Source organism: Pseudoduganella sp. SL102, assembly GCF_027856995.1.
Classification (GTDB): domain Bacteria; phylum Pseudomonadota; class Gammaproteobacteria; order Burkholderiales; family Burkholderiaceae_D; genus Rugamonas; species Rugamonas albidiflava.
This window is the reverse complement of record NZ_CP115554.1, coordinates 1186462-1210438: the sequence shown is the minus strand read 5'-3', so window position 1 is coordinate 1210438 and position 23977 is coordinate 1186462. Positions and strand designations below refer to the sequence as shown.

The following is a 23977-nucleotide window of genomic DNA, read 5'->3' as shown; positions in this document are numbered from 1 at the left end:
CTGTGGCATCATGGCCGCTTTTTATCGGCACACGCCCCCGCAACACCTCACGATGCGCACTCCACTGATACTGCAGGCACAGGAAACGGAATGCTGCATCGCCGTGCTGGCGATCATGCTTGCGCACTTCGGCCGCCATGCCACGCTGGCCGAACTGCGCGAGCTCACCGGCATTTCGCGCCATTGCCTGCATGCCGGCGACACCGCCCGCGCCGCCCGCCACTACGGCCTGTGCGCCCGCGTGCTGCGCAAGGAGCCGGAGACGCTGGCGGCCGTCGGCCTGCCGCTGATCGTCCACCTCGACTTCATCCACTTCGCCGTCGTCGAGGAAATCACCGAACGGCGCGTGCGCCTCAACGATCCGGCGCGCGGCCAGGCCTGGCTGGCGCGCGAGGAATTCGACGAACGCTTCACGGGCATCGCCATCGCCCTGGCTCCGGGACCGGAATTCCAGCCCGGCGGCGCGGCGCCCGCGCTGTGGCCACGCCTGCGCGCCCTGCTGGCCGACGCAGGCAAGGGCACGCTGCCCGGTATCGCGGCCGTGGTGCTGGCGCTGTCCGCCGCGCCGGTCCTGCTCGCGGCCGCGATACCGGCTGTGCGTGATCCCGCCGTCGTGGCAGGCCTGGCCGGCGCGGCACTGGCGTGGCGCGCCGCCGCCCGCTGGCTGCTGGAGCGACTGCTGGACCGCGGCGAACGACACCTCGGCACGGCGCTGCGCCAGCGCCTGTGCGGCCACCTGGCCAGCCAGCCGCAGGCATTCTTCGACTACCGGGTGCCCGCCGCGCTGCACCGGCTGGCGGCGCTGCCGGCCACGGTGGCCGCCACGCTGCGCCGCGACATCGCCCTGCCGCTGGCCGAAGCCGCCGGTGCCGCGCTGCTGCTGGCGGCCCTGGCCGTGCTGGCGCCGCTGCCGGCACTGGGTGCCGCCGGCATCTTCGCGCTGGCTGCCGGCGCCATGACCCGGCAAGTACACGCCGCCCGCTGGACACTGCAACCCTGGCTGGCCGGCGCATCTGCAACGCCGGCCGGCGCGAAAGACGACCTGGAACAAGCCGCCACGCTGGACCAGGCTGCCGAGAGGTTGCAGGCCAGTGCCGGCGCGCATGCCGATGCGGCCCGCCAGGCGCAGCAGGCGGCGCCCGCGCTGCGGCGCCTGTACCTGCCCGCGCAAGCCGCGGCGCTGCTGATCGCGCTGCTGCCAGTGATGGCCGGCATGGATGCCGTGCAGGCGGTGGCATTCCTGCTGCTGGCGCTGGCACCGGCGCGGCTCCTGCCCGCGCTGGCGCGGCTGCCGGCAGTGCTGTACCAGCTGCGCGGCCAACTGCAATTGCTGGACGATGTGCGGCACGAGCCCGGCCACCCAAGCGGACAAACAGCGGTCCCGCACCCTGCGCCGGATGGGCCACTGTCCGCGCACGATCTCGTCTTCGGCTACGCGCGCACCCGCGAGCCGGTGGTGCACGGCGTGTCGCTCACCGTGGCGCCGGGCGAGGTGCTCGGCATCGCCGGAGCGGCCGGCGGCGGCAAGTCGACGCTGGCGAAACTGCTGTGCGGCCTTGCAACGCCATGGTCGGGAACCGTCACGCTGGGTGGGTACGACGTGGCGCAACTGGCGCCGGGCACCATAGCATGGCTCGACAAGCAGCCATTCTTCCACGCCGGCAGCGTGCGCGACAACCTGCGCCTGTGGCAGCCGGCCGCCCCTCTTTCCGACGACGCGCTGTGGCAGGCGCTGCGCGATGCCTGCGTGGACGACGTGATCGCCGCGCGCGGCGGCCTCGATGCCCGCATGGGGGCCGATGGCGCCGGCTTCAGCGGCGGCCAGCGCCAGCGGCTGGCGATCGCCCGGGCACTGGCCACCGCGCCACGCTGCGTGATCCTCGACGAAGTGACGGATGGCCTCGACCCGGCCCTGGAACGGGTGCTGCTGGCGAACCTGCGCCGGCGCGGCTGCATGGCGATCGTCGTCAGCCACCGCATCGGCACGCTGCAAGCCTGCGACCGCGTGCTGCACCTCGAGCATGGGCGGATCGGCGGCCAGCTGCCTGCCACGCACGGCGCCGCCGGCATCCCCGAGCTGGCCGCGGAACTGCCGGAAGTACCGCCGCCGGTCCCTGACGCCGCCATGTTGCATGCCTGCCTGCGGGCACTGTGCCGCCACGCCGGGCTGCCGTCGCGCGACGGATCGGTGGTGTCTCTTACCGAACGCGCCGCTGCCCGCAGCCGCGGCCAGGTGGTGGATGCGGTGGCACGGGCGCACGGTATTGCGTTGCGGCCGGTACGGATGACCGCGGCCTGCTGGTGGCGCATGGACCCGGGGCCGCTGCTGGTGTTCCGGCGCGGCGATGGCGCGCCGGCCGTGCTGCAGCCTCACGCTGGGCAGCCGGGGCGCTTCACCGTCATCGACGCAAACGGGAGCAGGCCGCTGGCCAGCCAGCCGGCAGCCACGTTCGATGTGGCGGCCTGGGCGCCGGTGCCGGGCTTACGCTCCTGGTCCGCATGGCTACGCGGCGCGGCGGCTCCCGCCATCCACGGCATGCTGCTGGCTGGCGCGCTGGCGGCAGCGCCGTTCTCGTTGCCGGCGGCCCTGCCGCTGCTCGCTGCGGCGCTGCTGTGGTCCTGGCACGCGGACACCCGAATCGGCCGCATCACCGAACACGCCGCTGCCGCCGTTGCCGCCCGCCTGCATGCCCGGTTGTACACACTTGCCCCGGCGGCGCTGCGACGCCATGGCTCCGCCCTGCTCCACGAAGGCGCGCACGCGGGCGCCCGGCTGGTGCTGATGCTGCAGGACCGGGCAGGCGGCATCGCCCTGCCGCTGCGCGCGGCCACGCTGGCTGCCTGCGTGGCGGGGCTGTGCATGCTGGCGCCGCGCCTGTGGTGGCTGTGGCTGGGCGCGCCGCTGGCGGCATGGCTGCCGCTGGCATGGCAAGCCACCGCTGCGCAAGCCCGGTGCCGCCTGCGGCACGCCCATGTCGAACGGCGCCGCCACCGCTTCCTGTTCACGGTGCTGGCCCACGCCACCACGCTGCGGGCCGCCGGCCGCGTCCACGCCGCGCTGGCGCATTGGCTCGCGCTGCCATGGCGCGCGCCCGCGTCCCTGCGCTGTGCGGACCACGCAGCCCTGGCCTGGCGCGATGCCTGGCCACTGGCCGCGCTGGCGCTGTTGCCGGCGCTGTTATCAGCGTACTTGCCCGCGATGTCACCCGGCGTAGTACCGGCACTGGCGCTGGTCCTGCTGTTCGAACGTGCGCTGCACGAAGCGGGCCGGCTGGGCGCCTTTGCCGGCCGCTGGCTGGACACGCTGCCGGAACGCCGTGCGATGGCCCTGCTGCGCCGCGCCCCGGTGGCGCCGCCGGCTGCGGGGGAACCGTTCAGCGCCGCGCCGGCACTCGCCGTCCGCGATGCCCGCTACACCTACCCCGGCAGTGGCCGGGTCGCGCTCGACCGCGTCACCCTCGACCTGCCGGCCGGCCGCATCACGGCGCTGGCCGGCCCTTCCGGCAGCGGCAAGTCCACGCTGCTGCGCGCCCTGCCCGGCTTCCTGCCGCTGGCCGGAGGCGTCATCGAATGCGATGGCCGGCCGGCCGATGGCGCCGCGCTGGCACGGCTACGGAGCACGCTCGGTATCGTGGCGCAGGATGACACGCTGGAGATCGCCGGCCCCCTGCGCTGGCAACTGGCCGGCAATGGCGACTGGCCGCTGGCGGAGGTGCAAGCCGCGCTACGCGCCGCCGAATTGGCTGACGACGTGGCCCGCATGCCGATGGGCTTGCAGACCATCGTCGATGCCGCCAACCTGTCGACCGGCCAGGTCCAGCGGCTGCTGATCGCGCGCTGCCTGCTGCGCCGGCCCCGGGTGCTGGTGCTGGACGAGGCGACCAGCGCCCTGCCGGACGCGCTGCAGCAGCGCGTGCTGGCCAACGTGCGGGCGCTGGGCATCACCTGCCTGCTCGTGTCGCACCGTGCCAGCGCCCTGGCCTGCGCCGACCGGGTGGCGGTGATGGCGGCGGGCCGCATCGTGTGCAGCGGCGCGCCGGATGATCCGGCGGTGCGCGCCGCCCTGCTCGCACATGCGGGGCAGGAGCAGCGGGACGACGTGGAAGCTACGCCTGAGCCGCTGGATGTCCCGGCGCCGGCGCAACCGCAGGGTACCGTGCGGCGCGGGCTGTTCCGGGCCGTGGCGCTGGAACGCTACCAGGGCGCTGGCCCCGTCACTGCGCCGCTGCTGCTGGCGCATCCGCTGCGCAGGGGCGTTATAGCTGCTGCAACGTTCCTGCTGCTGGCTGTGGCGGCGCTGGTTTGAGCGTCTGGCAACGTTACGGGATCCCGTGTCGTGGACCGGTTGGCTGGAAAGCGACACCTGATCTGCTATCGATTCGTGTTCGAGACCGGAATGGGCCGCTCCAGGAAACGGAAATACTCGTGCGGCTGCAGAGGCGAATGTAAGGAATGCCAGGAACAGTCGTTTCAAGGGCTCCCCATCTGCATCGGCCAGCCAGCGAGGCGCTGCTTGCTACAATGGACAGTATCCGAACCCGAGCCCGCAGCCATGAAAACAGCCTTGTTGTCTGCCGTATCAACCGCCATCCTCTGCTGCACAGCGCCTGCGTCCGCCGATGAATCCACCCCGCAGCCGGTCTGGTACGACCAGCGCGTACTGACCTCGGACTTCGCGTTTTCAGCGTATGCCACGAACGAAGGGGACGGGAAGTTTTCGGTGCAGGGCATTCGCATCATCGACCGAAAGACCGGCCAGGCGGTGCAGGAGATCGGTGGCATCGACGGGATGCCATGTTGGGGCGAGGCGGGTAATCTGGTCGGTATCGTCGATGCGAACTTCGACGGCCGTCCCGACATCACATTCCAGTACGCGGATGGCGGGGCGGGACCCAACTCCAATTACCATTTCTATCTGTTCGATCCGCGCAGCGGCAGGTTCGAGTTCGATCCCGTGCTGTCGGACCTGACGCAGGTAGGGATCGGTGGCGATGGCACTATCACGTCGGCCTCGCGTGGCGGCTGCTGCCAGCATTATTCCGCCACCTACCGCTACGTGGGGGGGAAACTGCTGATGGTCTCCGAAGTGGATGAGAGCCTTACGACGGACGGCAAGTGGATCGAGACTTCGACGCGCAGGATGGTCAACGGTAAATGGAAGACAAACAGGAAGCGTGTGCGTAATCCTGACGGGTGGGCGATGTAGGCACGCGCGTCAGGTTGCATACTGTCCACAATGGTCCGCTCCTGGCCGATAGCGGCTGGTCAGTGTATCGCCGATTTCTCCAGCAGCAAGCGCTTTTGCCAGCCACTCAATCGAGCAGCGCCAGCAGGAAGGCTTCCATCCGCGCCGCAATGACCCGGACAATGGGCACGGCAATGCGTGATGGCTGGTGCGCGAACTGGCACACCAGCGTGCCGCCCACCAGGCTGGCCTGCGCATCGAGCACCGGCAAGGTGCCATTGCGCGCGCAGGCCTGCACCCACGTCTGCACGCCGGGATGTTCGAAGCCGAGCACGGGGAACAGGCCGCCGCCCCGGAAGCCTTCGTCGACGGCGCCCCGGTAGCTGAACGCCAGTTCGGGCTCGCGCAGCGCCAGCATGCGCCGGGCCGCGGCGTAGCCGGCGCCGCCATCGGGCACTGCCGCGTGCGTGCGGCGCACCGCGTCCACCTGCGCCGCGGGCGGACCACCAGCAGCGTCGATGCGCACCGGGTAATAGCTGACCATCCAGCCAACGGCACTGGCCGCCGGCTGGGCCAAGTGGCTGTCGCGGCCATGGTGTTCCAGCCGCACCAGCGCGTGATCGCGGCCCGCCGTGCCGCCCTGCTCCGCCATCCACGCGTGCGCGAACGCGGCCAGCAAGGCATCGCGCCGCGCCGCGCTGTCGGGGTAGCGCGCCAGGAACAGCCGGTTCGCTTCAGGGTCCAGGCGGAACTGCATGGCGGGTTCGAGATCTGCCGCTTGGTCCGGCTGGCGGGGTGCGGCGGCACCACAGACCGCGCGCCAGTAGTCCAGCTCCGCCGGCGAAGGAGCGCCGCCGGGCGTGGCCTGCGCCAGCAGCCACTGCCCATAGCCATCCCGGCCGGACGGCAGCGGCTCGCTTGCCAGAATTCGCGTGTAAGCCTGCTGCAAGCCGGTGACGAGGATGGCGATCGACGCCGCGTCCACCACCAGGTGATGCAGTGCCAGCACCAGCATGCCGTTGTGCAGCGGCCCGCGGTCCAGCCACACGGCATGCGCCAGCGCGCCATGCCCGACGCCGATGGCGGCGCCGATACGCGCCAGCAGCGCCTGGCGCCAGCCGGCAGGGTCCTGCCCTGCCTGTTCGGCGCCCAGGCGTTCCAGCGCGAATGGCGCGCCATCCGTCACCACTTCCCATCCTGCCGGCCCACGCACGAAGCGCAGGCGAAGTGCCGGATGCCGGCGTGCCAGCCAGGCCAGCGCGCCTTCCAGCGCGGGCCGGTCGACGGCGGCGGGCACGCGCAGGTGGACGATTTCAATGAAGGCATCGGGATCGGGCACGCCCGCATCGAGGAAGGCGAGCTGCTGCGGGCTCGGTGGCAGGCGCGCAGGCAAGTCGCCTGCGGCGCCCGGCCCCGCGGGCGCCAGCAGTGCCTGCAACTGCTCCAGCGACAGATCCGGCGCCAGGCACCCGGCCGGTACGGTGGCGCCCAGCTCGTGTTCGAGCGCCAGCAGCAGTTCCACCGATGCCAGCGAATCGATGCCAAGCTCGCCTAGCGTCCAGCCAGCATCGACCTGGCCGGCCGGCACGCCGGCCAGGCGCGCGGCGATGGCCAGCAGCGGCGCTTCATGCATAATCTCCTGCATGCCTTCCGCAGCCGCTACCGCCGGGCGGGCGATCACGGCCAGCGTACCTGCCAGCCAGGCATCGCGTGCGGCCGATCGGCTGATCTTGCCGCTGGTCGTGCGTGGCAGCGCGCCCGGTCGCAGCAGCACCACGTGCGCGGCGCGCAAGGCCAGCATGTCGGCCAGCGCCGCCTGCACGGCGCGCTCCACCTGCACAGGGTCGGTGTGCCGGCTGTCGCGGCGCAGCTCGCAGGCCAGCACCAGCTGTTCGCCATCCGCGCCATCGGTGTCATCGATGCCGAAGGCGGCAATCCCCGCGGGGTCCAGCGCCGGGTGGCTGCGCGCGGCCGCGTCTTCCGCATCGGCCGGATACACGTTGCGGCCACGCAGGATGATCAGGTCCTTCAGCCGGCCCGTCACCACCAGTTCGCCGTCGTGAAGGTAGCCGAGATCGCCGCTGCGCAGCCAGTGGCGCGGATCGACTTCCAGCCGCTGGCCGAACTGCGCGGCATCGACCGCATCCTTGCGCCAGTAGCCGGCCGACACGCCCGCGCCGGCGATCCAGATCTCGCCAGGCGTGCCATCCGCCAGTGGCCGGCCCGCGCCATCGACGATCGCCAGCGCAACGCCATCTGCCGGCGGGCCGCACAAGGTGCGCTCGACACCGTCGACCAGGTGGGTGCGCAAGCCGAACCGGCCACTGGCCAGCAGCGTCGCCTCGGCCAGGCCATAGCACGGCAACAGCGCTTCGGGGTCGAAGCCGGTGGGCGCCAGCAGCGCTGCGAAGCGCCGCAGCGTTTCCGGCCGCACCGTTTCGGCACCGCAGAACGCCACGCGCCAGCCCGACAGGTCGAGACCTTCGACATCGGCGGCAGCCAGCTTGCGCACGCACAGTTCGAAGGCGAAGTTCGGCCCGCCCGAGATGACTCCTGGATGCACTCCACCCCGCGCGCCCTCCTCTGCGCCTTCATTTGCACCACCCTGCGCCGCGATCGCGCGGAGCCAGCGTAGCGGCTGCGCCACGAACGACGCGGGCGCCATCTGCACCAGCGGATTGCCGAAGGCGAGCACCGGCAGCAGGCCGCCGACCAGGCCCATGTCGTGGTACGGCGGCAGCCAGCTGACGATGACCTGGTCCGGCGTACTGCGAAAGCGTTGCGCAATCGTCGCCAGGTTCGCCGCCAGGTTGGCATGCGACAGGCGCACGCCGCGCGGCGTGCCGGTGGAGCCCGACGTGTACTGGATCAGTGCCAGCGCGTCATCCGCGCCAGCCGCCTGTGCGCCTCCCGCCGCCGGCCCGGCGCCGAGGACCGGCCCATCGGCATCGGTGGCCAGCCAGCCGACACCAGGCAGGGCGCCAGCACCCGCTTGCCAGGCGCGCGCCAGCCCGGCGCTGTCGATGAGGACCGCCTGCGGATCGGCATCGGCGGCCAGCCGCGCGAAGCGGTCCGCCGCACGCGAGCCGGGCCGGTAGCCGGGCGGATAGGTCGGCACCGGCGTCACGCCGGCGATCCAGCAGCCGCACAGGGCCGCCAGGAACGCCGGGCCGGGCCGGTGCAGCAGCAGCGCGCGCCGGGCGAACGGCAGGTCGGCCAGCAGGCGCGCGGCGATCCGCTCGGCGTCTTGCAGCAGCGCGCCGAATGTCAGCGTGCGGGTATCGCCATCTTCCAGGAACGTCAGCGCCACCCGGCCGGGATGCCGGGCCGCGTGCAGGCGCAACTGGTCGACGAGCACCATCGCTAGCGCTCCGCCAGCAGGCGCACCAGCCGCGCGAAGCGTTCGCCGGCGATGCCCACGTTGTCGAGCAGGCCGTCATCGAGTTCATCTTCCAGCATGCCGGCCGGCGTCGGCTCGTCCTTGCCATACCCCAGCCGCGCGGTGGTATTGCGCATGCGCTCGGCGAGGAACACCGCCACCGCGCGGAAGAAGCGCATGCCGAACCCGGGATCGGCGGCGAAGCGCGCTTCCAGGGCGGAGCGCGGCAGGTCGAGCAGGCGCACGTCGTCCAGCGCCTGCACCGTGGCGGAGGTGGGCGAACTGTCGACGAACGACATCTCGCCCAGTATTTCCCCGCTGCCCAGCGTGGCGACGATGCCGATGCCGGACACCGCCACTTCCATGTGCCCGTCCAGCAGCACGTACAGGCGGTCGAGCTGCTGGCCCTGCGCGATCAGCACGGCGCCGGCCGGCACGGTGCGCACGCGGCCCAGCGCGGCCAGCAATTCCATGTCGGCGTCGTTCAGCAATCCAAAGATGTACAGGGCCTTGCGCATCGCGTTCCTAAGTTAAAGTAGTTGGCGCCTGGCCAGCTCGGCGAAGGGGCCGGGCTGGTCGAGCAGTTCCTGGTAGCTGCCGCGCTGCACGATGCGGCCGCCGTCGACGACGAAGATCTGGTCGGCGCCGATCACGGTGGACAGGCGGTGCGCCACCACCACGCGGGTCAGCGCCAGCTGCGCCAGGCTGTCCATCAGCACGGCCTGGGTCTGGTTGTCCAGCGCGCTGGTGGCTTCATCGAGCAGCAGCAGGGCCGGCCGGCGCGCCAGCGCACGCGCCATCAGCAGGCGCTGGCGCTGGCCGCCGGACAGGGTGCCGCCGCCATCGTGCAGCACCGTGTGCAAGCCCATCGGCATTGCCTCGATTTCCGCCGCCAGCCCGACCTGGCGCGCCGCCGCCATCGCTTCGTCGTGGCTGATGTGGCGATCGCTGGCGATATTGTCGAACACCGTGCCAGCCGCCACGCGGCCATTCTGCAGCACCACGCCGACGTGGCGCCGCAATGCCGCCGCGTCGAGCCCGGCCAGCGGCTGGCCGTCGAACGCGATGGTGCCGGAAGTGGGCGCATCGAAGCCCATCATCAGCCGCAGCAGCGTCGACTTGCCGCTGCCGGACGGACCGACGATCGCCACGAACTGGCCGGGCGCGATCGACAGCGAGACCCGGTCCAGCACCGGCGCGCCATGGTCCTCGTAACGGAACGACACGTCGCGCAACTCGATGGCGCCGCGCAGTGCCGCGGGGGCGCGGCCGCCGCCTTCCGGCACCGTGTCCAGCAATGGGCGCAGCCGGCGGTACAGCGGCACCACCCCCAGCGCCTGGGTGGCGGCCAGCGTCATCCCCGTCATCGCGCCGAGGAACTGGCCGAACGCGGCGCTGAACGCCAGCAGCACGCCGGCATCCTGCCCGGCCGGCAAATAGGCCATCGCGGCGAAGATGACCAGCGCGGCCAGCGCCGGCACGCATGCCTGCACGATTTCCTGCACCATCGCGGCGGAACGCGCCGCGCCATGGCGGCGTGCCTGCGCTTCGTAGTGCCGGGCCCACGCGGCCAGGGCGCGCGGCTCGGCGGCCGCGGCGCGCAGCTTGCCGATGCCGGCCACGAATTGCAGGACGAGTCCCTCGACGATGCCGCGCTGGCGCACCTGTTCGCCCTCGTGGCGCAGCTGGCGCCGCGCGCAGGCGGCCGTCAGCCCCAGCACGGCAGCCACGAGCACGATGCCGGCCAGGGCCAGGGGCACGCTCCAGTACAGCATCGCGGCCAGGCTGGCCAGCGAGAACACGGCGCCCAGCAGCGCGCCGCTGGCGGTGACGGTCAGCCTGGCGCGCATCTCCTGCACGCCCAGCGCGCGGTCGGCCAGGTCGCCCGTGGTGTGGCGGCGGAAGAATGCCACCGGCAGCCGCAACAGCCGGTCGAACAGCGCCGCCTGCAGCGCCAGGTCGACGCGCGCCTCGCAGCGCAGCACCAGCAGCGCCTTGCACATCTCGAAACCGGCGGCACCGAAGGCCGCCGCCGCCAGCAGGCCGGCAAGCTGCCAGTGCTCGGCCCAGGCGCCGCGCGGCAGCACCGACTCCACCAGCAGAGCGATGACCGCGGGCACCAGAGGCGCCAGCACCGCGGCCGCCACGCCCACGGCAAGCAGGCGCGCCACGTCGGGCGCGGCGCCCCGCCCGGCGAAGCGCAGCAGGCCGCGCCAGTCGAGCGCGCCCGGCGGCAGCGGACGGTATGGCATCAGCGCCTCGGCGGCCAGCATGGTGTGCTCGTCGACCGCCTGGTCCGCGCCGCCGGCATCGGCCAGCCGGTAACCACGCCGCGACGGCAGCAGCACGCAGGGGCGCCGCGCCGCATCGAAGCCGATCAGCGGGCCATTGTCGGCGCGCCACCACTGGCCGCGCAGCAGCACGGTGCGGTGGCGGATGCCGGCGCTCGCCAGCAGCTCGGCCACGCCAGCGCCATCGCCCGCTTCGTTGCCGGCTGCGTGGTCCGCACCGTCGTGCGCGTCGTTGCCCACGTTATTGCGCGCGTTGTCGCCAGATCGATTCTCCCCTTCGTCGCCGTCGACCGCGCCGGCATCGATGCCCAGTTCGGCGGCAATGCGCCGCACCGCCCAGGCGGCAGGCCATTCGCCGGCAAGCGCGGCATTGCCGGCAGGTGGCGATACGCGGCGGGCGGCCTGCCGGGGCGCGACGCTGGCCGGCGCGTCGTCCACGCCAGGCACCGGCGACATGTCGTGAGATGGTGCCGAGGGCCGCAGCACCAGCCGCGCGAACCCGCCCAGCGCGGCGCGATAGCGGGCACGCGCGCGTTCCCAGCCGTGCCGCACGCTATCGGCGCGGCGGGCCGCATCGTCTTCCAGCTGGCACGCAAACCGCTGGACGGCCCGCCCGTGCAGCGCCGGCAATCCGTCCACGGTCTCGGTGCCCTGTTCGCCCAGCGTGGCGTACCAGCCGGCCAGCAGCGGCGGCGTCACGTCCGGCCATGCCAGCTCCACCGCCGCCGTGTCGAGCGTGCCGACCGCGAGCAGGCGCAAGGCGCCCGGTGCCGGCAAGCCGCACAGCAGCGCGCCGGCCGGCACGCGGAACAGGAAGCGGCGCCGGCCACCCGGCGGCACGGCAAACACGTTGACGGCGCCGGAACGCACCAGCAGCGGCGCGGCGCGGCCGGTGATGTCGAGCGGATGGCGCGCATCCAGGATCAGCGTGCCGATTGCCGCGTTGCCCATGGCACCGTTGTTCATCGCATTGTTGCTCGTGGCATCATTATTCATTGCATCGTCCCCACCAGCGCCGCGTATTCGCCGCCCAGCGCCATCAGCTGCGCATGGGTGCCCCGCTCGACCGCTTCGCCGTGGCGCAGCACCACGATCTCGTCGCAGTCGCGCAGCGTGGACAGGCGGTGCGCGATGATCACGCAGGCGGCGCCACGGCGGCGCAGCGCGTCGTCGATCGCCTGTTCGGTCACGCTGTCCAGTGCCGCGGTGGCTTCGTCCAGCACCAGCAGCGCCGGGTCGCGGGCCAGCGCGCGGGCGATCTCGATGCGCTGGCGTTCGCCGCCGCTCCAGTTGGCGCCGCCCTCGGCCACCCGGCTGCCGAGTCCACCGGGGCGGCGCGCCACCTCGTGCGCGATCGCGGCATCGGCCAGTGCCCGGTGCAGCGCGGCGGCGGGCACGGCGGCGTCCCACAGCGTCAGGTTGTCGCGCAGCGTACCTTCGAACAGGAAGACTTCCTGGTCGACGTAGGCCACCGCCGCGGCGGCCACGCGTGCCGGCAGGCCGGCCAGCGGGCGGCCGTCGAGCAGCACCTCGCCGGCCGATGGCGGCAGCAGGCCGCAACACAGCCGGCCCACCGTGCTCTTGCCGCTGCCGGACGCCCCTACCAGCGCCACGCGCATGCCCGGCTCCACCGTCAGCGACAGCCCGCGCACCACGTCCGGATCGAGCGGGCCATAGTGAAGCTCACGTCGCGCAACTCCAGGCGGCCATGCAGTGCCGCGGCCTGCGCGGCATCTTCCACATCCGCCCGTTCTTCCGCATCGGCGTCATCGGCCGCGCCCGCGCGGGGCGGTACCGGGTAGCGGAACACGTCCGCCAGGCGCGCCAGCAAGCCCCTGGCGGCCTGCACGTCGCCGGCCAGCGCCACCAGCTGCGTCACCGGCCGGGCGAAAACGGCCAGCAACAGCTGGAAGGCGACGAGGTCGCCGATCGTCAGCGCGCCCGCCATCACGCGCAGGCCGCCCAGCGCCAGCACGGCCACGGCCGCCAGGCCGCCCAGCAGGCCCGGCACGACGGACAGCAGCACGGTGCGCCGGCCCACGCCCTGCTGCCCCAGCAGGGTGGTAGCCTGGTAGCCGGCCCACCGGGCGAACGCGGCATCCTCGCCGCCGCCCGCCTTCAGCGTTTCGATGCCGCCGATCGCGCCGACGGTGGCAGCGGAAAGCTTGCCCTGCTCGCCGATCAGCCGGTTCGACAGGTCTTGCCGCCGGCGCGCCAGCACGCGCAGGCAAGCCAGGTTCAGCGCCGTCAGCGCGATCGCCGCCGCGCCCAGCGGCACGTCCAGCGCCAGCATCGCGGCGCCATAGACCAGCACCGCAACCAGGTTGAAGGCATTGGTCGCCAGCTCGCCGGAAAGCAGCCGGGCGATGCGCTCGGCGGCACCGAGGCGGTTGGCCACTTCGCCGGCATGGCGCTGGCTGAAGAAGGCCAGCGGCAGGCGCAGCACGTGCGCCAGGAAACGGCTGGACATCGCCAGCGCCACCTTCATTTCCAGCCGCAGCAGATAGCGTTGCTGCAGCCAGGTGAGCGCGGCGCGGGCCAGCACGGTACCGGCCATCGCCAGCAGCAGTGGCGCCACCCAGCCCTGCTGCTGGCGCAGCAGCACCTGGTCGACGAACGCTTTGGCGCACAGCGGCAGCAGCACGCCGGGTACTGCGAGCAGGGCCGATGCCAGCGCTCGAAAGCCAGGGCGCTGCGCGAATGGCGCAGCCAGCCGCCCATTTCGCGCAGCAGGGAAGGCGCGCGCCCGGCCGGCGCGAAATCCGGGCCCTTTTCAAAGACCAGTACCACGCCCGTGAAGCTTTCGGCCAGTTCTTCCATGGTGACGCTGCGCGCGCCCATGGCCGGATCGTTCAGCCAGGCGACGCCGTCGCGCACGCCTTCGAACACGAGAAAGTGATTGAAGTTCCAGTGGAGGATCGAGGGCACCGGCAACGCGGCCAGCGCATCGGCTTCCTTGCTGAAGCCCTTTGCAACGAGGCCATGGCGGCGCGCGCACTTCAGCAGGTTGCTGGCCTTGCTGCCGTTGCGCGACACGCCGCAGTCCTGGCGCAGCGCCTCCAGCGGCACCCAGCGGCCGTGATGGGCCAGCACCATCGCCAGCGCGGCGGCACCGCACTCGACCGCCTCCACCTGCAGGATCGTGGGGGTGCGCACGCGGCCCGGGTGCCGTTCGTTCATGCCGCCCTCATTTCCACGCCGGGACCAGCAGCGCGATCGGGCGCTGGCGCGACAGCACGATGTCGGCATCGACGGGGGTGCCGGCGGGGTGGCCGGATGGCGGTAGCGTCACGTGGACAACCCGGGAATCGGCGGCATCGTGTGCGCCGCCGGATGCGGTGGCGACGCGTGCGACCTTGCCGCGGGAGGCCATGACGGCGCCGCGTGCCAGGGGGCAGGCCGCAACAGTACGTCCATGCCGGGGCGGACGGTGCCGGCCGCCGCAGCCGGCACCCGCAGCACCGCGTGGCCGTCAGCGGCAAGGCTGCCGCGCGCGGCCAGTGTGATGGGCAGTGATCCGGCCAGGCCCCATGCCAGCAAGGCCATCGCCAGCAAGGCACCGATGGACAGCGCGATCCAGCCCGGCGCGTCGGCGACGGGCACCAGGTGATCGAGTTGCTCGGGGGAAGCCAGGCGATCGAGCGCCGCCTGGCGGAAGATGCGTTTTTCGGCCATGACCGGCGCCACGCCGGACAGCGCGGATCAACCGCGGGGAGACCGCGACTGGTTGCCGGCGCCCTTGACGCTGCTGGGCTGGATCACGCCACCGGACACCATTTCCATTTCGAAGTCCGACAGTTCGTCATCGCTGGCGGAGAGAACCTGCCGTGCTTCCTCGGCGGTGAAATCGAAGCCGCTGCGGCTGCCCAGTTGCGCCAGGCCGGCATAGTCGATGACGCCGCTGCTGAAATAAGGCGCCACCTCCGCTTGCAGGGTACTCATGCGGTTGATGTGCTGACGAAAATTTTGAGCGGCAATGATGGACACGATTCTACCCCAGATCAAATGTTATCTAATTGTAACTTTTATGAACAACCTGCAACTATTTTAGTGCCAATGGCACCTCGATATCAATCGATTCTTGCAGCGAGGCTGAAGTTGTCATTGTACCGGTGCTGGCCGGCCACGCCGTGCCTGAAGAAATAATTGACTATATGACATTTATGTCTCGCCGGCGTCGTCCGAATCTTACAAATCGACGGGTTGAACACCACTGTTCCGGCGCCCCCCGGAGCCCGGATACTTGCACCAATACCTCGCAGGATCGCACCTGCGAAGGGCGCCGCGCCAGCCGGTGCACAGCCGCGGTGCGGCAAGACAGCCGGCATACCTGAGGACACTACAAATGACGACCACAGCCACAGAGGATGGCTGCCTGCTGATCATCGGCGGCGACGAGCAGCGCAATTGCCGCGAGCGGATCCTGGCGCGCTTCGTCGAACTGAGCGGCGGCAAGGAGCGGCGCTTCGTACTGCTGACCAGCGCCAGCGAAGAGCCGGAAAAGATGGCCCGCCCCTACCAGGAGGCGCTGGCGCGGCTCGGCGCAAGCCATTGCGACACGGTGCATACGGCCAGCCGCGCCGAGGCGAACGATCCCGCCATGGCGCAGCGTATCGCCCACGCCGACGGCATCCTGATCACCGGCGGCGACCAGAAGCGCCTGATGGCGACCATCGGCGGCACGGCACTCGACCAGGCCCTGCACGAAGCGCTCAAGCGCCGCTGCGCGTGCCTGGCCGGAACCAGCGCCGGCGCATCGGCGATGGCCGGCCACATGCTGGCTTCCGGCTCCGCCGAATACGTGCCGGAAAAAGGCGCCGCCACCCTCGGCGCCGGGCTCGGCTTCGTGCAGCACATCGTGATCGACCAGCACTTCTCGCAGCGCCACCGCATCAACCGCCTGCTCAGCCTGATCGCGCAAAACCCTTACCTGTACGGCCTGGGCATCGACGAAGACACCGCGCTGGTGGTCGAACGGGGCGTGGGCATCGAAGTGATCGGCGACGGCGGCGTCACCCTCGTCGATGGCCGCAACATGATCACCAACGCCGCCGACATCGGCGACGGCGAACCGGCCGAACTGATCGGCGTGCAACTGCACGTGCTGCCGGCCGGCTCCGGCTACCTGCTGCCCGGCGCGGAGGCCTCGGCGCGGCTGCATCGCATCACGCGCGAAGCGCCGGCGCCCATCCAGGATTTCATTACCAATCTCACCAAGAGGAACCCGTTAACATGAACATCATCGAGCAACGGCTGCTGCGCGGCCGGAACCTGTATTCGCACCATCCGTGCCTGTTGACGGTGGTCGATACCGGCGACCTGAAGGATGCCCGTACCGATGTGCTGCCGGGTTTCACCACCCGGCTGCTGGAACTGCTGCCATCGCTGTACGACCATCGCTGCTCGGTCGGCAAGTACGCCGGCTTCGTGCAGACGCTGCAATCGGGGACCAACCTGGCGCACGTGGTGGAACACGTGACGCTGGCCCTGCAGTGCCTGGCCGGCACCACCGTCAACACGGGCCGCACGCACGACGCCGGCAATGGCCGGTACCGCGTGGTATGCGCCTATGAACTGGAGGCGGTGGTGACCGAAGCGTTCGACGCCGCCATGGCGCTGGTGAAGGCGCTGGCACGCGGCGAGGGGTTCGCGCTGGCCGAGACGGTGGCGGCGCTGCGCGAAACGGCGGAAGAGCACGCGATCGGCACCAGCACCGGCGCCATCGTCGGCGCGGCGAAGGCGCGCGGCATCCCGGTGCTGCGCCTGACGGACACCGCCAACCTGTTCCTGCTGGGCTGGGGCGCGCGCCAGAAACGGCTGCAGGCCACGATTACGGCCGACACGGGCCATATCGCGGTCGGCATCGCCAGCGACAAGCAGCTGACCAAGACCCTGCTGCAGGATGCCGGCGTGCCGGTGCCGGAAGGCGTGACGGTGCGCACGCTGGAACAGGCGCAGCGCGCCGCGCGCCGGCTGGGCTGCACCGTCACCGTGAAGCCGCTCGACGGCAACCATGGCCGCGGCGTGACCACCCGCTGCAACACCCCGGACGAACTGGCCGTGGCGTTCGAACGTGCACGCGCGCATGGCCGCACCATCATCGTCGAACGCTACGTGACGGGCCATGACTACCGCGTGCTGGTGGCCGATGGCCGCGTGGCCGCTGCCGCGCTGCGCCGCCCGCCGGCAGTCACGGGCGACGGCAAGTCGACCGTGCGCCAGCTGGTGGAGCGGGAAAACCTGAAACCCGCGCGCGGCGAGGGCCACACCAATATCCTCACGAAGATCCCGCTCGACGGGCATGCCGAAACGCTGCTGGCCGAACAGGGCTTCACGTTCGACAGCGTGCCGCCCGCCGGCACGCCGGTGCAGCTGCGCGGCAACGCCAACCTGTCCACCGGCGGCACCGCCGAGGACGTGACCGACCTGCTGCCGCCGGAAACGCGCGCCCTGTGCGTGCGCGCCGTGCAAAAGATCGGCCTCGACGTGGCGGGGCTGGACATCGTCTGCGGCGACATCGCCCGGCCGCTGGAAGAACAGGGCGGCGCCATCATCGAAGTCAACGCGGCGCCAGGCATCCGCATGCACCAGTACCCGAGCGCCGGCACGCCGCGCAACGCCGGCGAGGCGATCGTCGACGGCATGTTCGGCAAGGGCGACGGCCGCATCCCCGTGATCGCGGTGACCGGCACCAACGGCAAGACCACCACCACCCTGATGCTGGAGCACAGCATCCGCCAGTCCGGCCTGCGCACCGGCTGCACCACGACCGAGGGCGTGTTCATCGACGGGCACTGCGTCCGCAAGGGCGACTGCGCCGGCTACTGGTCGGCGCGCAGCGTGCTGACCGACCCGAACGTGGACTTCGCCGTGCTGGAGACGGCACGCGGCGGGATCCTCAAGCGCGGCCTGGCGTTCGACCGCTGCGATGTCGCCGTGGTCCTGAACGTGTCGCAGGACCACCTGGGCCTGGACGGCGTAAACACGATGGAAGACCTGGCGCGCGTGAAGGCCGTGGTGGCGAAGGCCGCTTCGCGCGCCGTGGTGCTGAACGCCCAGGATGCTTATTGCGTGGCGATGGCCGCCGACCTGGACGAGCAGGTGGAACGCCTGTACTTCAGCTGCGACGCCGACAATCCCGTGCTGCTGCGGCACCTGGAAAGCGGCGGCCGCGCCGCCTACCTGCAGGATGGCGCGCTGATCCTGGCGGACGGCACGCGGCGCCACCGTATCCTGTGGGCGGAGGAGATGCCGTCCGCGCTGGATGGCTGCGCGCGCCACAACATCGCCAACGCGCTGGCAGCCGGCGCGGCCATGCTGGCGGCGGGCCTGCAGATCGCGCAGATCGCCGATGGCCTGGCGTCGTTCGTGTCCGACAACGTGCGCAATCCCCTGCGCACCAATGTGTATGACGTGCGCGGCGTGAAGGTGCTGGTCGACTACGCGCACAACCCGGCGGCCTACGCGGCGCTGGGGCAGACCGCCCGCGGCATGAGCTCGCAGGAAACCCGGCAGCACCGCACCGTGGCCGTGATCACCGCGCCGGGCGACCGCCGCGACGAGGATCTCGAGAAGATCGGCGAGACTTGCGGTGAGGTCTTCGATGAGGTGATCGTCTACGAAGCGCCGGTCGAGCACCGCGGCCGCCGGCCGGGCGAACGGGCCGCGCTGATGGCCGCCGGCGCGATCCGCGCCTCCACCCGCGTGCACCTGGAACTCGCTTCCGGCGCCGCCCTGCGCCTCGCCCTCACCCGCTGCCAGCCGGGCGACGTGATGCTGTTCGCCACCGGCACCTCGGTGGCCGAGCTGGTGGAAGCGCTGCGGGACTTCGATCCGGCCAGCGCGGAGAGCATCGCCCTCGCCGCCGCCGGGGGATGATGACTGGCGTAGCTTGATGATGAATTAGCCGTGAAACACCGGTGTCAAGCATTAATGCCGTTAAAGCAAGCGTTTCCCGATACATTGAAAGCGCATGCGTTCACCCCAACAGCGAAGGGCAGGGGTCAGACCCGCCGGGGTGACGCAGGGGTTTCGCGAAGCATGCTTCGCGCCTGCGGAACGGTGCTGGCATGCCTGCCAGCATTCCTTCCTGACCCCAGAATTTGCACCTGGGGTTTGCTTGATTAAGTGGCGTGTGTGCCAGACACCGGTTTTCGGCTGCCGGCTGCTACCGGATGACGCACCGGCAAGCCCGAGTCTTACTTCAAATCGCTGGCCAGCATCGGCGACGACAGCAGCCGCTTGAACGCGGCCCACCGCTGCGCCCGCGCCTGTTGCGGATCGGTGGCGGTGACCTGCTTCTCGACCCAGGCCTTCACCAGGTCCCTGCCCAGGTTGTAGTTGATCACGTAGCCGCGCAGCGCGTCGTAGAACTGCACGCGCTGGCCGGCCTTTTCCGGCGGATACAGCGCCACGTTGACCAGCCATTCGATGGCCTGTTCGCGCGTGGAGTGCCCCGCCAGGTAGTGCATGGCATTGTCGTTGTCGGCGTAGGACAGCTTCGCCAGCAGCTTTTGCAGTGCCGCGTACTGGCCGGCCAGGGCCGGGTCCAGGCCGGCGAGCGGGTACAGCACGTCGCGCTCGAAGGCCAGACGTTCTTCATCGGGGAACGCCATCTCGATGCCGTAGTTCGCGCTGCCCTCGGCGATCAGCGACATCGGCGAATACAGCGGATAGACGCTGAACTCCACCCAGTTGCGCTCCTTCACCAGGTGCTGCTCCAGCAGCGCGTTATAGGCGTGGTGGCCGGGATAGCCTTCGTGGCAGCCCAGGTCCACGGCGCGCTCGATATAGATCGGGAACTCGGTGTTGATCTGGATCAGGCTGTGCGCGTCGCCCTTGTACCAGTTGTAGCCGGACCATGGCTTGCCGGTCACGAACTCCATCACGAAGCTCTCGTTCTTCGGCAGCGCCAGGTGCGGCGCGGTACGTTCGCGGCAGGCGGCGATGGCCGCGTCGAACACGGGTTTCAGCTTGTCCTTCGGGATCGCGAAACGGGCGCGGAAGGCTTGCACGCGCTGCGGCAGCGGCCCTTCGCCCGGCACCAGCGCATCGATCTGCCTGAGCAGCGCTTCGTAGTAGGCGCGGTCGTGGTGCGGCGTGACGGCGTCGTACAGCAAGGCCGTTTCCTCGTCGAAGCCGAACTTCTTCCCTTCCAGCATCTCGACGCGGGCCCCCAGCGCCTTCAGCTGCTTGCGCAGGAAGGCCAGGCGCAGCGCCTCGTCCGGATTGGCGGCCTTCTTGCCCGCCAGGTCGCCCGCCGCCGCCTGCGCATCCTTGCGGATCGCGGCCAGGCTGCGCTTTTCCTTTTCGGCCTGCGCCTGCAGCGCCGGCGGGCCGTAGTACGCGTCGACATAGCTGGCATCGTGCTGGCCCACCGCCAGTACCAGCTTGCGATAGCGCTCGGCCACCTCCTGCACCGAGGCGGCCAGGGCGCCGCCGGCGATCATCATGGCAAGTCCGCCCGCCACCAGTTTTTTCATGCACCCGCCCCTTTGTCCGAAACTGGCCAGTTTAGAGGCTGCACCTGCCCGCTGTAAACTTCCGTGGGCCGCACGTTCATCTGGGTGGGGAAGGCGATATCGATGCCGCGTTCCGCAAGGCCGCGCAGCACGTCGAGCAGCACGGCCTGGTTGGTATCCATGAACACGAAATAATCGGCCGTCTTGATCCAGTACACCACCTCGAATTCCGCCGCCCATGGCGCCAGGTTGCGCAGGTGCGCCCGCTCGAACGAGGCGGTTTCCTCCTGCTTTTCGATGATTTCCTTCACCATGGCCGGGACGGCGGCCAGCTGTTCCGGCGACGTACCGTAGCGCACCCGGATCATAAATGCGACACGGCGCGAGAACATGCGGGTCTGGTTGGCGATGCGCGACTTCAGCATGTCGCCATTGGCGAAGATGACCTGGTCGCCGCCCAGGCCGCGCAGCCGCGTCGTCTTCAGCCCGATGTATTCGACGGTGCCGAGGTATTCGCCGACGATGATGAAGTCGCCCACCACGAAGGGCTTGTCCAGCACGATCGACAGCGAGGCCAGCAGGTCACCCAGGATGTTCTGCACGGCCAGCGCCACCGCGATCCCGCCGATCCCCAGGCTGGCCACCAGCGTGGTGATGTTGAAGCCCAGGTTATCCAGGATCATCAGCATGAACACCACCCAGACGACCATGCGCAGGATGAAGTCGATGATTGCCGTGGAGGCCACGCCGGCCGCGCTGTCTGTGCCGCCGAGGGCGGCCTGCCTGTAGCGGCGCCGCCAGACCCGCACGCCCGTATCGGCCCATACCGCCGCCTGCAGCAGCATCGTCGTGACGGCCACGCGCCACAGCGATACTTCGTATTTCTTGGAGAATTCCAGCATCAGCGAGCCGAGGTACAGCGCCAGGATCACGATGGACAGGCTGTAGGTATTGCGCAGCATGCGCAGGAACCAGTCATCCACCCGGGTCTCGGTGCGCTCGGCCACCAGGGCCAGCCGATGAATGAGGAAGGTCCGCACCACCAGCAGCAGCACCGCGGCGGCAAACGCCACGGCCAGCGCGGTCGCCCATTCCTGGATCGGATTGCCCAACAAAACGTAACGCATTCACCCTCCCTTTCGCACGCGAGAGTGTACCGAAGCACCGTGTGCCAGCGCGCACACAAGGCCTTGCCGGCGGGTCTGCATTGGCCTCGCTACTCGTTCAATGACGCCCGGCAATACGGCGACAGCGTTTTGATTTTTTCGCCATACTTTGTCGCTCGTTCGACTAGCTCACCGACTATATGAAAAAAGATGACGCAATCCAAACCCGGGCGATCGAGCTTTGGGGCGGACTGGAAGGTACGGTCAACCGCGTGCGCGATCAATATTTCAGCCAGATGGATCAGAACGGGCACGGCCAGCGGATCAGCGACCTGGACCGCTTCGCGGCACTGGGCATCACCGCCATCCGCTATCCGGTATTGTGGGAACTCACCGCCCCCGACGGGGTGGAGCAGGCCGACTGGACATGGGCCGACGAGCGCCTGCCGGCCCTCCGCGACCTGGGCGTCAACCCCATCGTGGGTCTCGTGCACCATGGCAGCGGCCCCCGCCACACCAGCCTCGTCGATCCCGAGTTCGGCCCCAAGCTGGCCGAATTCGCCGGCGCCGTGGCGCGCCGCTTCCCCTGGGTCGAGTACTACACCCCCGTCAACGAACCCTGCACCACGGCGCGCTTTGCCGGCCTGTACGGCGTGTGGTATCCGCACGGCCGCGACGACCTCACCTTCCTGCAGGCGCTGATCAACCAGTGCAAGGGCGTGGTGCTGTCGATGCGGGCGATCCGCGAGGTCAACCCGAACGCCAAGCTGGTGCAGACGGACGACCTGGGCAAGACCTACAGCACGCCCGAGATGGCCGAATGGGCCGACTTCTACAACGAGCGGCGCTGGCTGGCCTGGGACCTTCTGTGCGGCATGGTGGACGAAGACCACGAGCTGTGGAACTACTTCCTGAAGAGCGGCATCCCCGCCGAGGATGTACTGTGGTTCCGCGACAACCCGTGCCCGCCGGACGTGATGGGCCTGAACTACTACATCACCAGCGAGCGCTGGCTCGATCACCGCGGCGAGCGCTATCCGGCCCAGTACGTGGGGCCGCACGGATTTGCCGACATCGAAACGGCCCGCGCGCTGGCCACGCCCACGCCGGGCATCGGCCCGCTGCTGGAAGAAACCTGGGAGCGCTATGGCCTGCCGATGGCGGTGACCGAAGCGCACATCGACGCCAACCGCGAAGACCAGCTGCGCTGGCTGCACGAGGTCTGGAATGCCGCGCACGACGTGCGCCGCAAGGGCGCCGACCTGCGGGCCGTCACCGTGTGGTCGCTGCTCGGTTCCTACGACTGGAATTGCCTGGTCACGGAATGCCGCGGCTACTATGAAAATGGCGCCTACGACCGGCGCTCGCCCGAGCCGCGCCCCACCGCGCTGGCGCGGCTGATGCGTGAACTGTCGAGCGGGCGCACGCCCTCCTCGCCGGTGCTGCAGGGGCTGGGCTGGTGGCGCCGGCCGGGCCGCTTCCTGTGCCCGCCCGTGGCCACCAGCGCCACCGTGGCGGCCCTGCCCGCGGAACGCAACCTGGCCAACCGCCCCGTGCAGCCGATCCTGATCAGCGGCGCCACCGGCACGCTGGGCAGCGCGTTCGCGCGCATCTGCGAAGAGCGCAACCTGGCCTTCAAGGTGCTCACGCGGCAAGAGATGGATATCGCCGATCCGGCTTCGGTCGACGCGGCGATCCGGCAGCACCGGCCGTGGGCGATCATCAACGCGGGAGGCTACGTGCGGGTGCACGACGCCGAGCAGGAAGCGGACCGCTGCCTGCGCGAGAACGCCCACGGGCCGGTAGTGCTGGCCAATGCCTGCGCACGCCACGCGATCCGGCTGCTGAGCTTCTCCAGCGACCTGGTGTTCGACGGCTCGAAAGGCAGCGCCTACGTGGAAAGCGATCCGGTCGCGCCGCTGAATGTGTACGGCCAGAGCAAGGCCGAAGCGGAGCGCCGCGTGCTGGCGGTCAACCCCGATGTGCTGATGGTGCGCACCAGTGCCTTCTTCGGCCCGTGGGACCAGCACAACTTCGTCACGCTGGCCCTGCAAGCCTTGCAGGAAGGCCGCACCTTCACGGCGGCAAGCGACCTGGTGGTCTCGCCGACCTACGTGCCGGACCTGGTGCAGACGTGCCTGGACCTGCTGATCGACAACGAGTCCGGCATCTGGCACCTGTCGAATGGCGAAGCGGTATCGTGGGCCGACCTGGCACGGCGCGTCTGCTCGCTGGCGGGCCTGGACGAAGCGCTGGTCGACGCGCAACCGGCCACCGCGCTGGAAGGCCAGGCGCCGCAGCCGCGCTATTCGGCGCTGGGCAGCGAGCGGGGCAACCTGATGCCCACGCTGGACGACGCGCTGCAACGCTACCTGAAGGCGGTGGAAGAAGTGCGCCGCCAGGGCGACACGCACGTGGGCGCCGCCCAGGCCGCGCACTACGGCAGCAGCTGATGCAGCCGAGGGCGTCAGGTTCGCGGCATTCGATGCGGTCAGTGGCAGTGGGGCTTGGTGTCGGACACCGGTTTCTTTGGTGTCGGACACGGGTTTTCGCAG

At 70.3% G+C, this 23977-nt stretch carries 14 protein-coding genes and 1 pseudogene; 5 read left to right on the top strand and 10 right to left on the bottom strand.

The genetic code is table 11. The features are described 5' to 3' along the window. The first annotated feature begins 52 nt into the window (after positions 1 to 52). Together OU994_RS05110 and OU994_RS05105 are read left to right on the top strand one after the other, a co-directional pair. The gene (locus OU994_RS05110; protein WP_281609887.1) at positions 53 to 4306 is read left to right on the top strand and encodes an ATP-binding cassette domain-containing protein; all 4254 of its coding nucleotides are present in this window, start codon (positions 53 to 55) and stop codon (positions 4304 to 4306) included. Positions 4307 to 4552: 246 nt separating this feature from the next. Then, entirely contained in the window at positions 4553 to 5206 is a 654-nt protein-coding gene (locus tag OU994_RS05105) for a hypothetical protein (protein WP_281609886.1), read from the top strand. A gap of 106 nt (positions 5207 to 5312) precedes the next feature. Here OU994_RS05105 and OU994_RS05100 read toward each other — a convergent pair whose 3' ends face one another. The 8 genes and pseudogenes from OU994_RS05100 to OU994_RS05065 all read right to left on the bottom strand — a co-directional run bounded on the left by OU994_RS05100 (position 5313) and on the right by OU994_RS05065 (position 14797). Next, positions 5313 to 8546 (bottom strand): AMP-binding protein, encoded by a 3234-nt coding sequence (locus tag OU994_RS05100; protein WP_281609885.1) that lies wholly within the window; start codon positions 8544 to 8546, stop codon positions 5313 to 5315. A 2-nt stretch (positions 8547 to 8548) separates the two neighbouring features. Next, the gene (locus OU994_RS05095; RefSeq protein ID WP_281609884.1) at positions 8549 to 9082 is read right to left on the bottom strand and encodes a cyclic nucleotide-binding domain-containing protein; all 534 of its coding nucleotides are present in this window, start codon (positions 9080 to 9082) and stop codon (positions 8549 to 8551) included. 12 nt (positions 9083 to 9094) lie between these two features. After that, positions 9095 to 11851: an NHLP bacteriocin export ABC transporter permease/ATPase subunit gene (locus tag OU994_RS05090; RefSeq protein ID WP_281609883.1), complete on the bottom strand. Its 2757-nt coding sequence runs from the start codon at positions 11849 to 11851 to the stop codon at positions 9095 to 9097. Continuing rightward, on the bottom strand, positions 11848 to 12510 hold the full coding sequence (locus OU994_RS05085) for an ATP-binding cassette domain-containing protein (RefSeq protein WP_281609882.1): 663 nt from the start codon (positions 12508 to 12510) through the stop codon (positions 11848 to 11850). Before OU994_RS05085 ends, OU994_RS05090 begins: the two co-directional genes overlap by 4 nt. Then, positions 12489 to 13499 (bottom strand): ABC transporter transmembrane domain-containing protein, encoded by a 1011-nt coding sequence (locus OU994_RS05080; protein WP_373922551.1) that lies wholly within the window; start codon positions 13497 to 13499, stop codon positions 12489 to 12491. The genes OU994_RS05085 and OU994_RS05080 overlap by 22 nt, the downstream gene beginning before the upstream one ends. 134 nt (positions 13500 to 13633) lie before the next feature. After that, a pseudogene (locus OU994_RS31710) lies at positions 13634 to 14035 on the bottom strand (cysteine peptidase family C39 domain-containing protein); the annotation flags it as partial. Positions 14036 to 14143: 108 nt separating this feature from the next. After that, positions 14144 to 14530, bottom strand: coding sequence for a hypothetical protein (locus tag OU994_RS05070; protein WP_281609880.1), 387 nt, complete (start codon positions 14528 to 14530; stop codon positions 14144 to 14146). Between the two features lie 27 nt (positions 14531 to 14557). After that, a complete protein-coding gene (locus OU994_RS05065; RefSeq protein ID WP_131147864.1) occupies positions 14558 to 14797 on the bottom strand; it encodes a hypothetical protein in 240 nt (79 codons plus the stop codon). Between the two features lie 403 nt (positions 14798 to 15200). Here OU994_RS05065 and OU994_RS05060 point away from each other — a divergent pair, with 403 nt between their 5' ends. Both OU994_RS05060 and cphA read left to right on the top strand, forming a co-directional pair. Continuing rightward, positions 15201 to 16091 (top strand): cyanophycinase, encoded by an 891-nt coding sequence (locus tag OU994_RS05060; protein ID WP_281609879.1) that lies wholly within the window; start codon positions 15201 to 15203, stop codon positions 16089 to 16091. Then, positions 16088 to 18733, top strand: a complete 2646-nt coding sequence (gene cphA / locus OU994_RS05055) for a cyanophycin synthetase (protein WP_281609878.1) — start codon at positions 16088 to 16090, stop codon at positions 18731 to 18733. The genes OU994_RS05060 and cphA overlap by 4 nt, the downstream gene beginning before the upstream one ends. Before the next feature lie 320 nt (positions 18734 to 19053). Here the strand turns inward: cphA and OU994_RS05050 are convergent, their stop codons facing one another. Beyond that, the gene (locus OU994_RS05050; RefSeq protein ID WP_281609877.1) at positions 19054 to 20337 is read right to left on the bottom strand and encodes a hypothetical protein; all 1284 of its coding nucleotides are present in this window, start codon (positions 20335 to 20337) and stop codon (positions 19054 to 19056) included. Then, on the bottom strand, positions 20334 to 21443 hold the full coding sequence (locus OU994_RS05045) for a mechanosensitive ion channel family protein (RefSeq protein WP_281609876.1): 1110 nt from the start codon (positions 21441 to 21443) through the stop codon (positions 20334 to 20336). The genes OU994_RS05050 and OU994_RS05045 overlap by 4 nt, the downstream gene beginning before the upstream one ends. Before the next feature lie 179 nt (positions 21444 to 21622). On the opposite strand from OU994_RS05045, the gene OU994_RS05040 reads away from it, so the two are divergent. Beyond that, a complete protein-coding gene (locus OU994_RS05040; protein ID WP_281609875.1) occupies positions 21623 to 23875 on the top strand; it encodes a family 1 glycosylhydrolase in 2253 nt (750 codons plus the stop codon). The last annotated feature ends 102 nt before the right edge of the window (positions 23876 to 23977 follow it).

Coding starts and splice junctions, on each gene's coding strand:
- OU994_RS05110 (WP_281609887.1), top strand. CDS start 53: ATGCGCACTCCACTGATACTGCAGGCACAGGAAACGGAATGCTGCATC.
- OU994_RS05105 (WP_281609886.1), top strand. CDS start 4,553: ATGAAAACAGCCTTGTTGTCTGCCGTATCAACCGCCATCCTCTGCTGC.
- OU994_RS05100 (WP_281609885.1), bottom strand. CDS start 8,546: ATGGTGCTCGTCGACCAGTTGCGCCTGCACGCGGCCCGGCATCCCGGC.
- OU994_RS05095 (WP_281609884.1), bottom strand. CDS start 9,082: ATGCGCAAGGCCCTGTACATCTTTGGATTGCTGAACGACGCCGACATG.
- OU994_RS05090 (WP_281609883.1), bottom strand. CDS start 11,851: ATGAATAATGATGCCACGAGCAACAATGCGATGAACAACGGTGCCATG.
- OU994_RS05070 (WP_281609880.1), bottom strand. CDS start 14,530: ATGGCCGAAAAACGCATCTTCCGCCAGGCGGCGCTCGATCGCCTGGCT.
- OU994_RS05065 (WP_131147864.1), bottom strand. CDS start 14,797: ATGAGTACCCTGCAAGCGGAGGTGGCGCCTTATTTCAGCAGCGGCGTC.
- OU994_RS05060 (WP_281609879.1), top strand. CDS start 15,201: ATGACGACCACAGCCACAGAGGATGGCTGCCTGCTGATCATCGGCGGC.
- cphA (WP_281609878.1), top strand. CDS start 16,088: ATGAACATCATCGAGCAACGGCTGCTGCGCGGCCGGAACCTGTATTCG.
- OU994_RS05050 (WP_281609877.1), bottom strand. CDS start 20,337: ATGAAAAAACTGGTGGCGGGCGGACTTGCCATGATGATCGCCGGCGGC.
- OU994_RS05045 (WP_281609876.1), bottom strand. CDS start 21,443: ATGCGTTACGTTTTGTTGGGCAATCCGATCCAGGAATGGGCGACCGCG.
- OU994_RS05040 (WP_281609875.1), top strand. CDS start 21,623: ATGAAAAAAGATGACGCAATCCAAACCCGGGCGATCGAGCTTTGGGGC.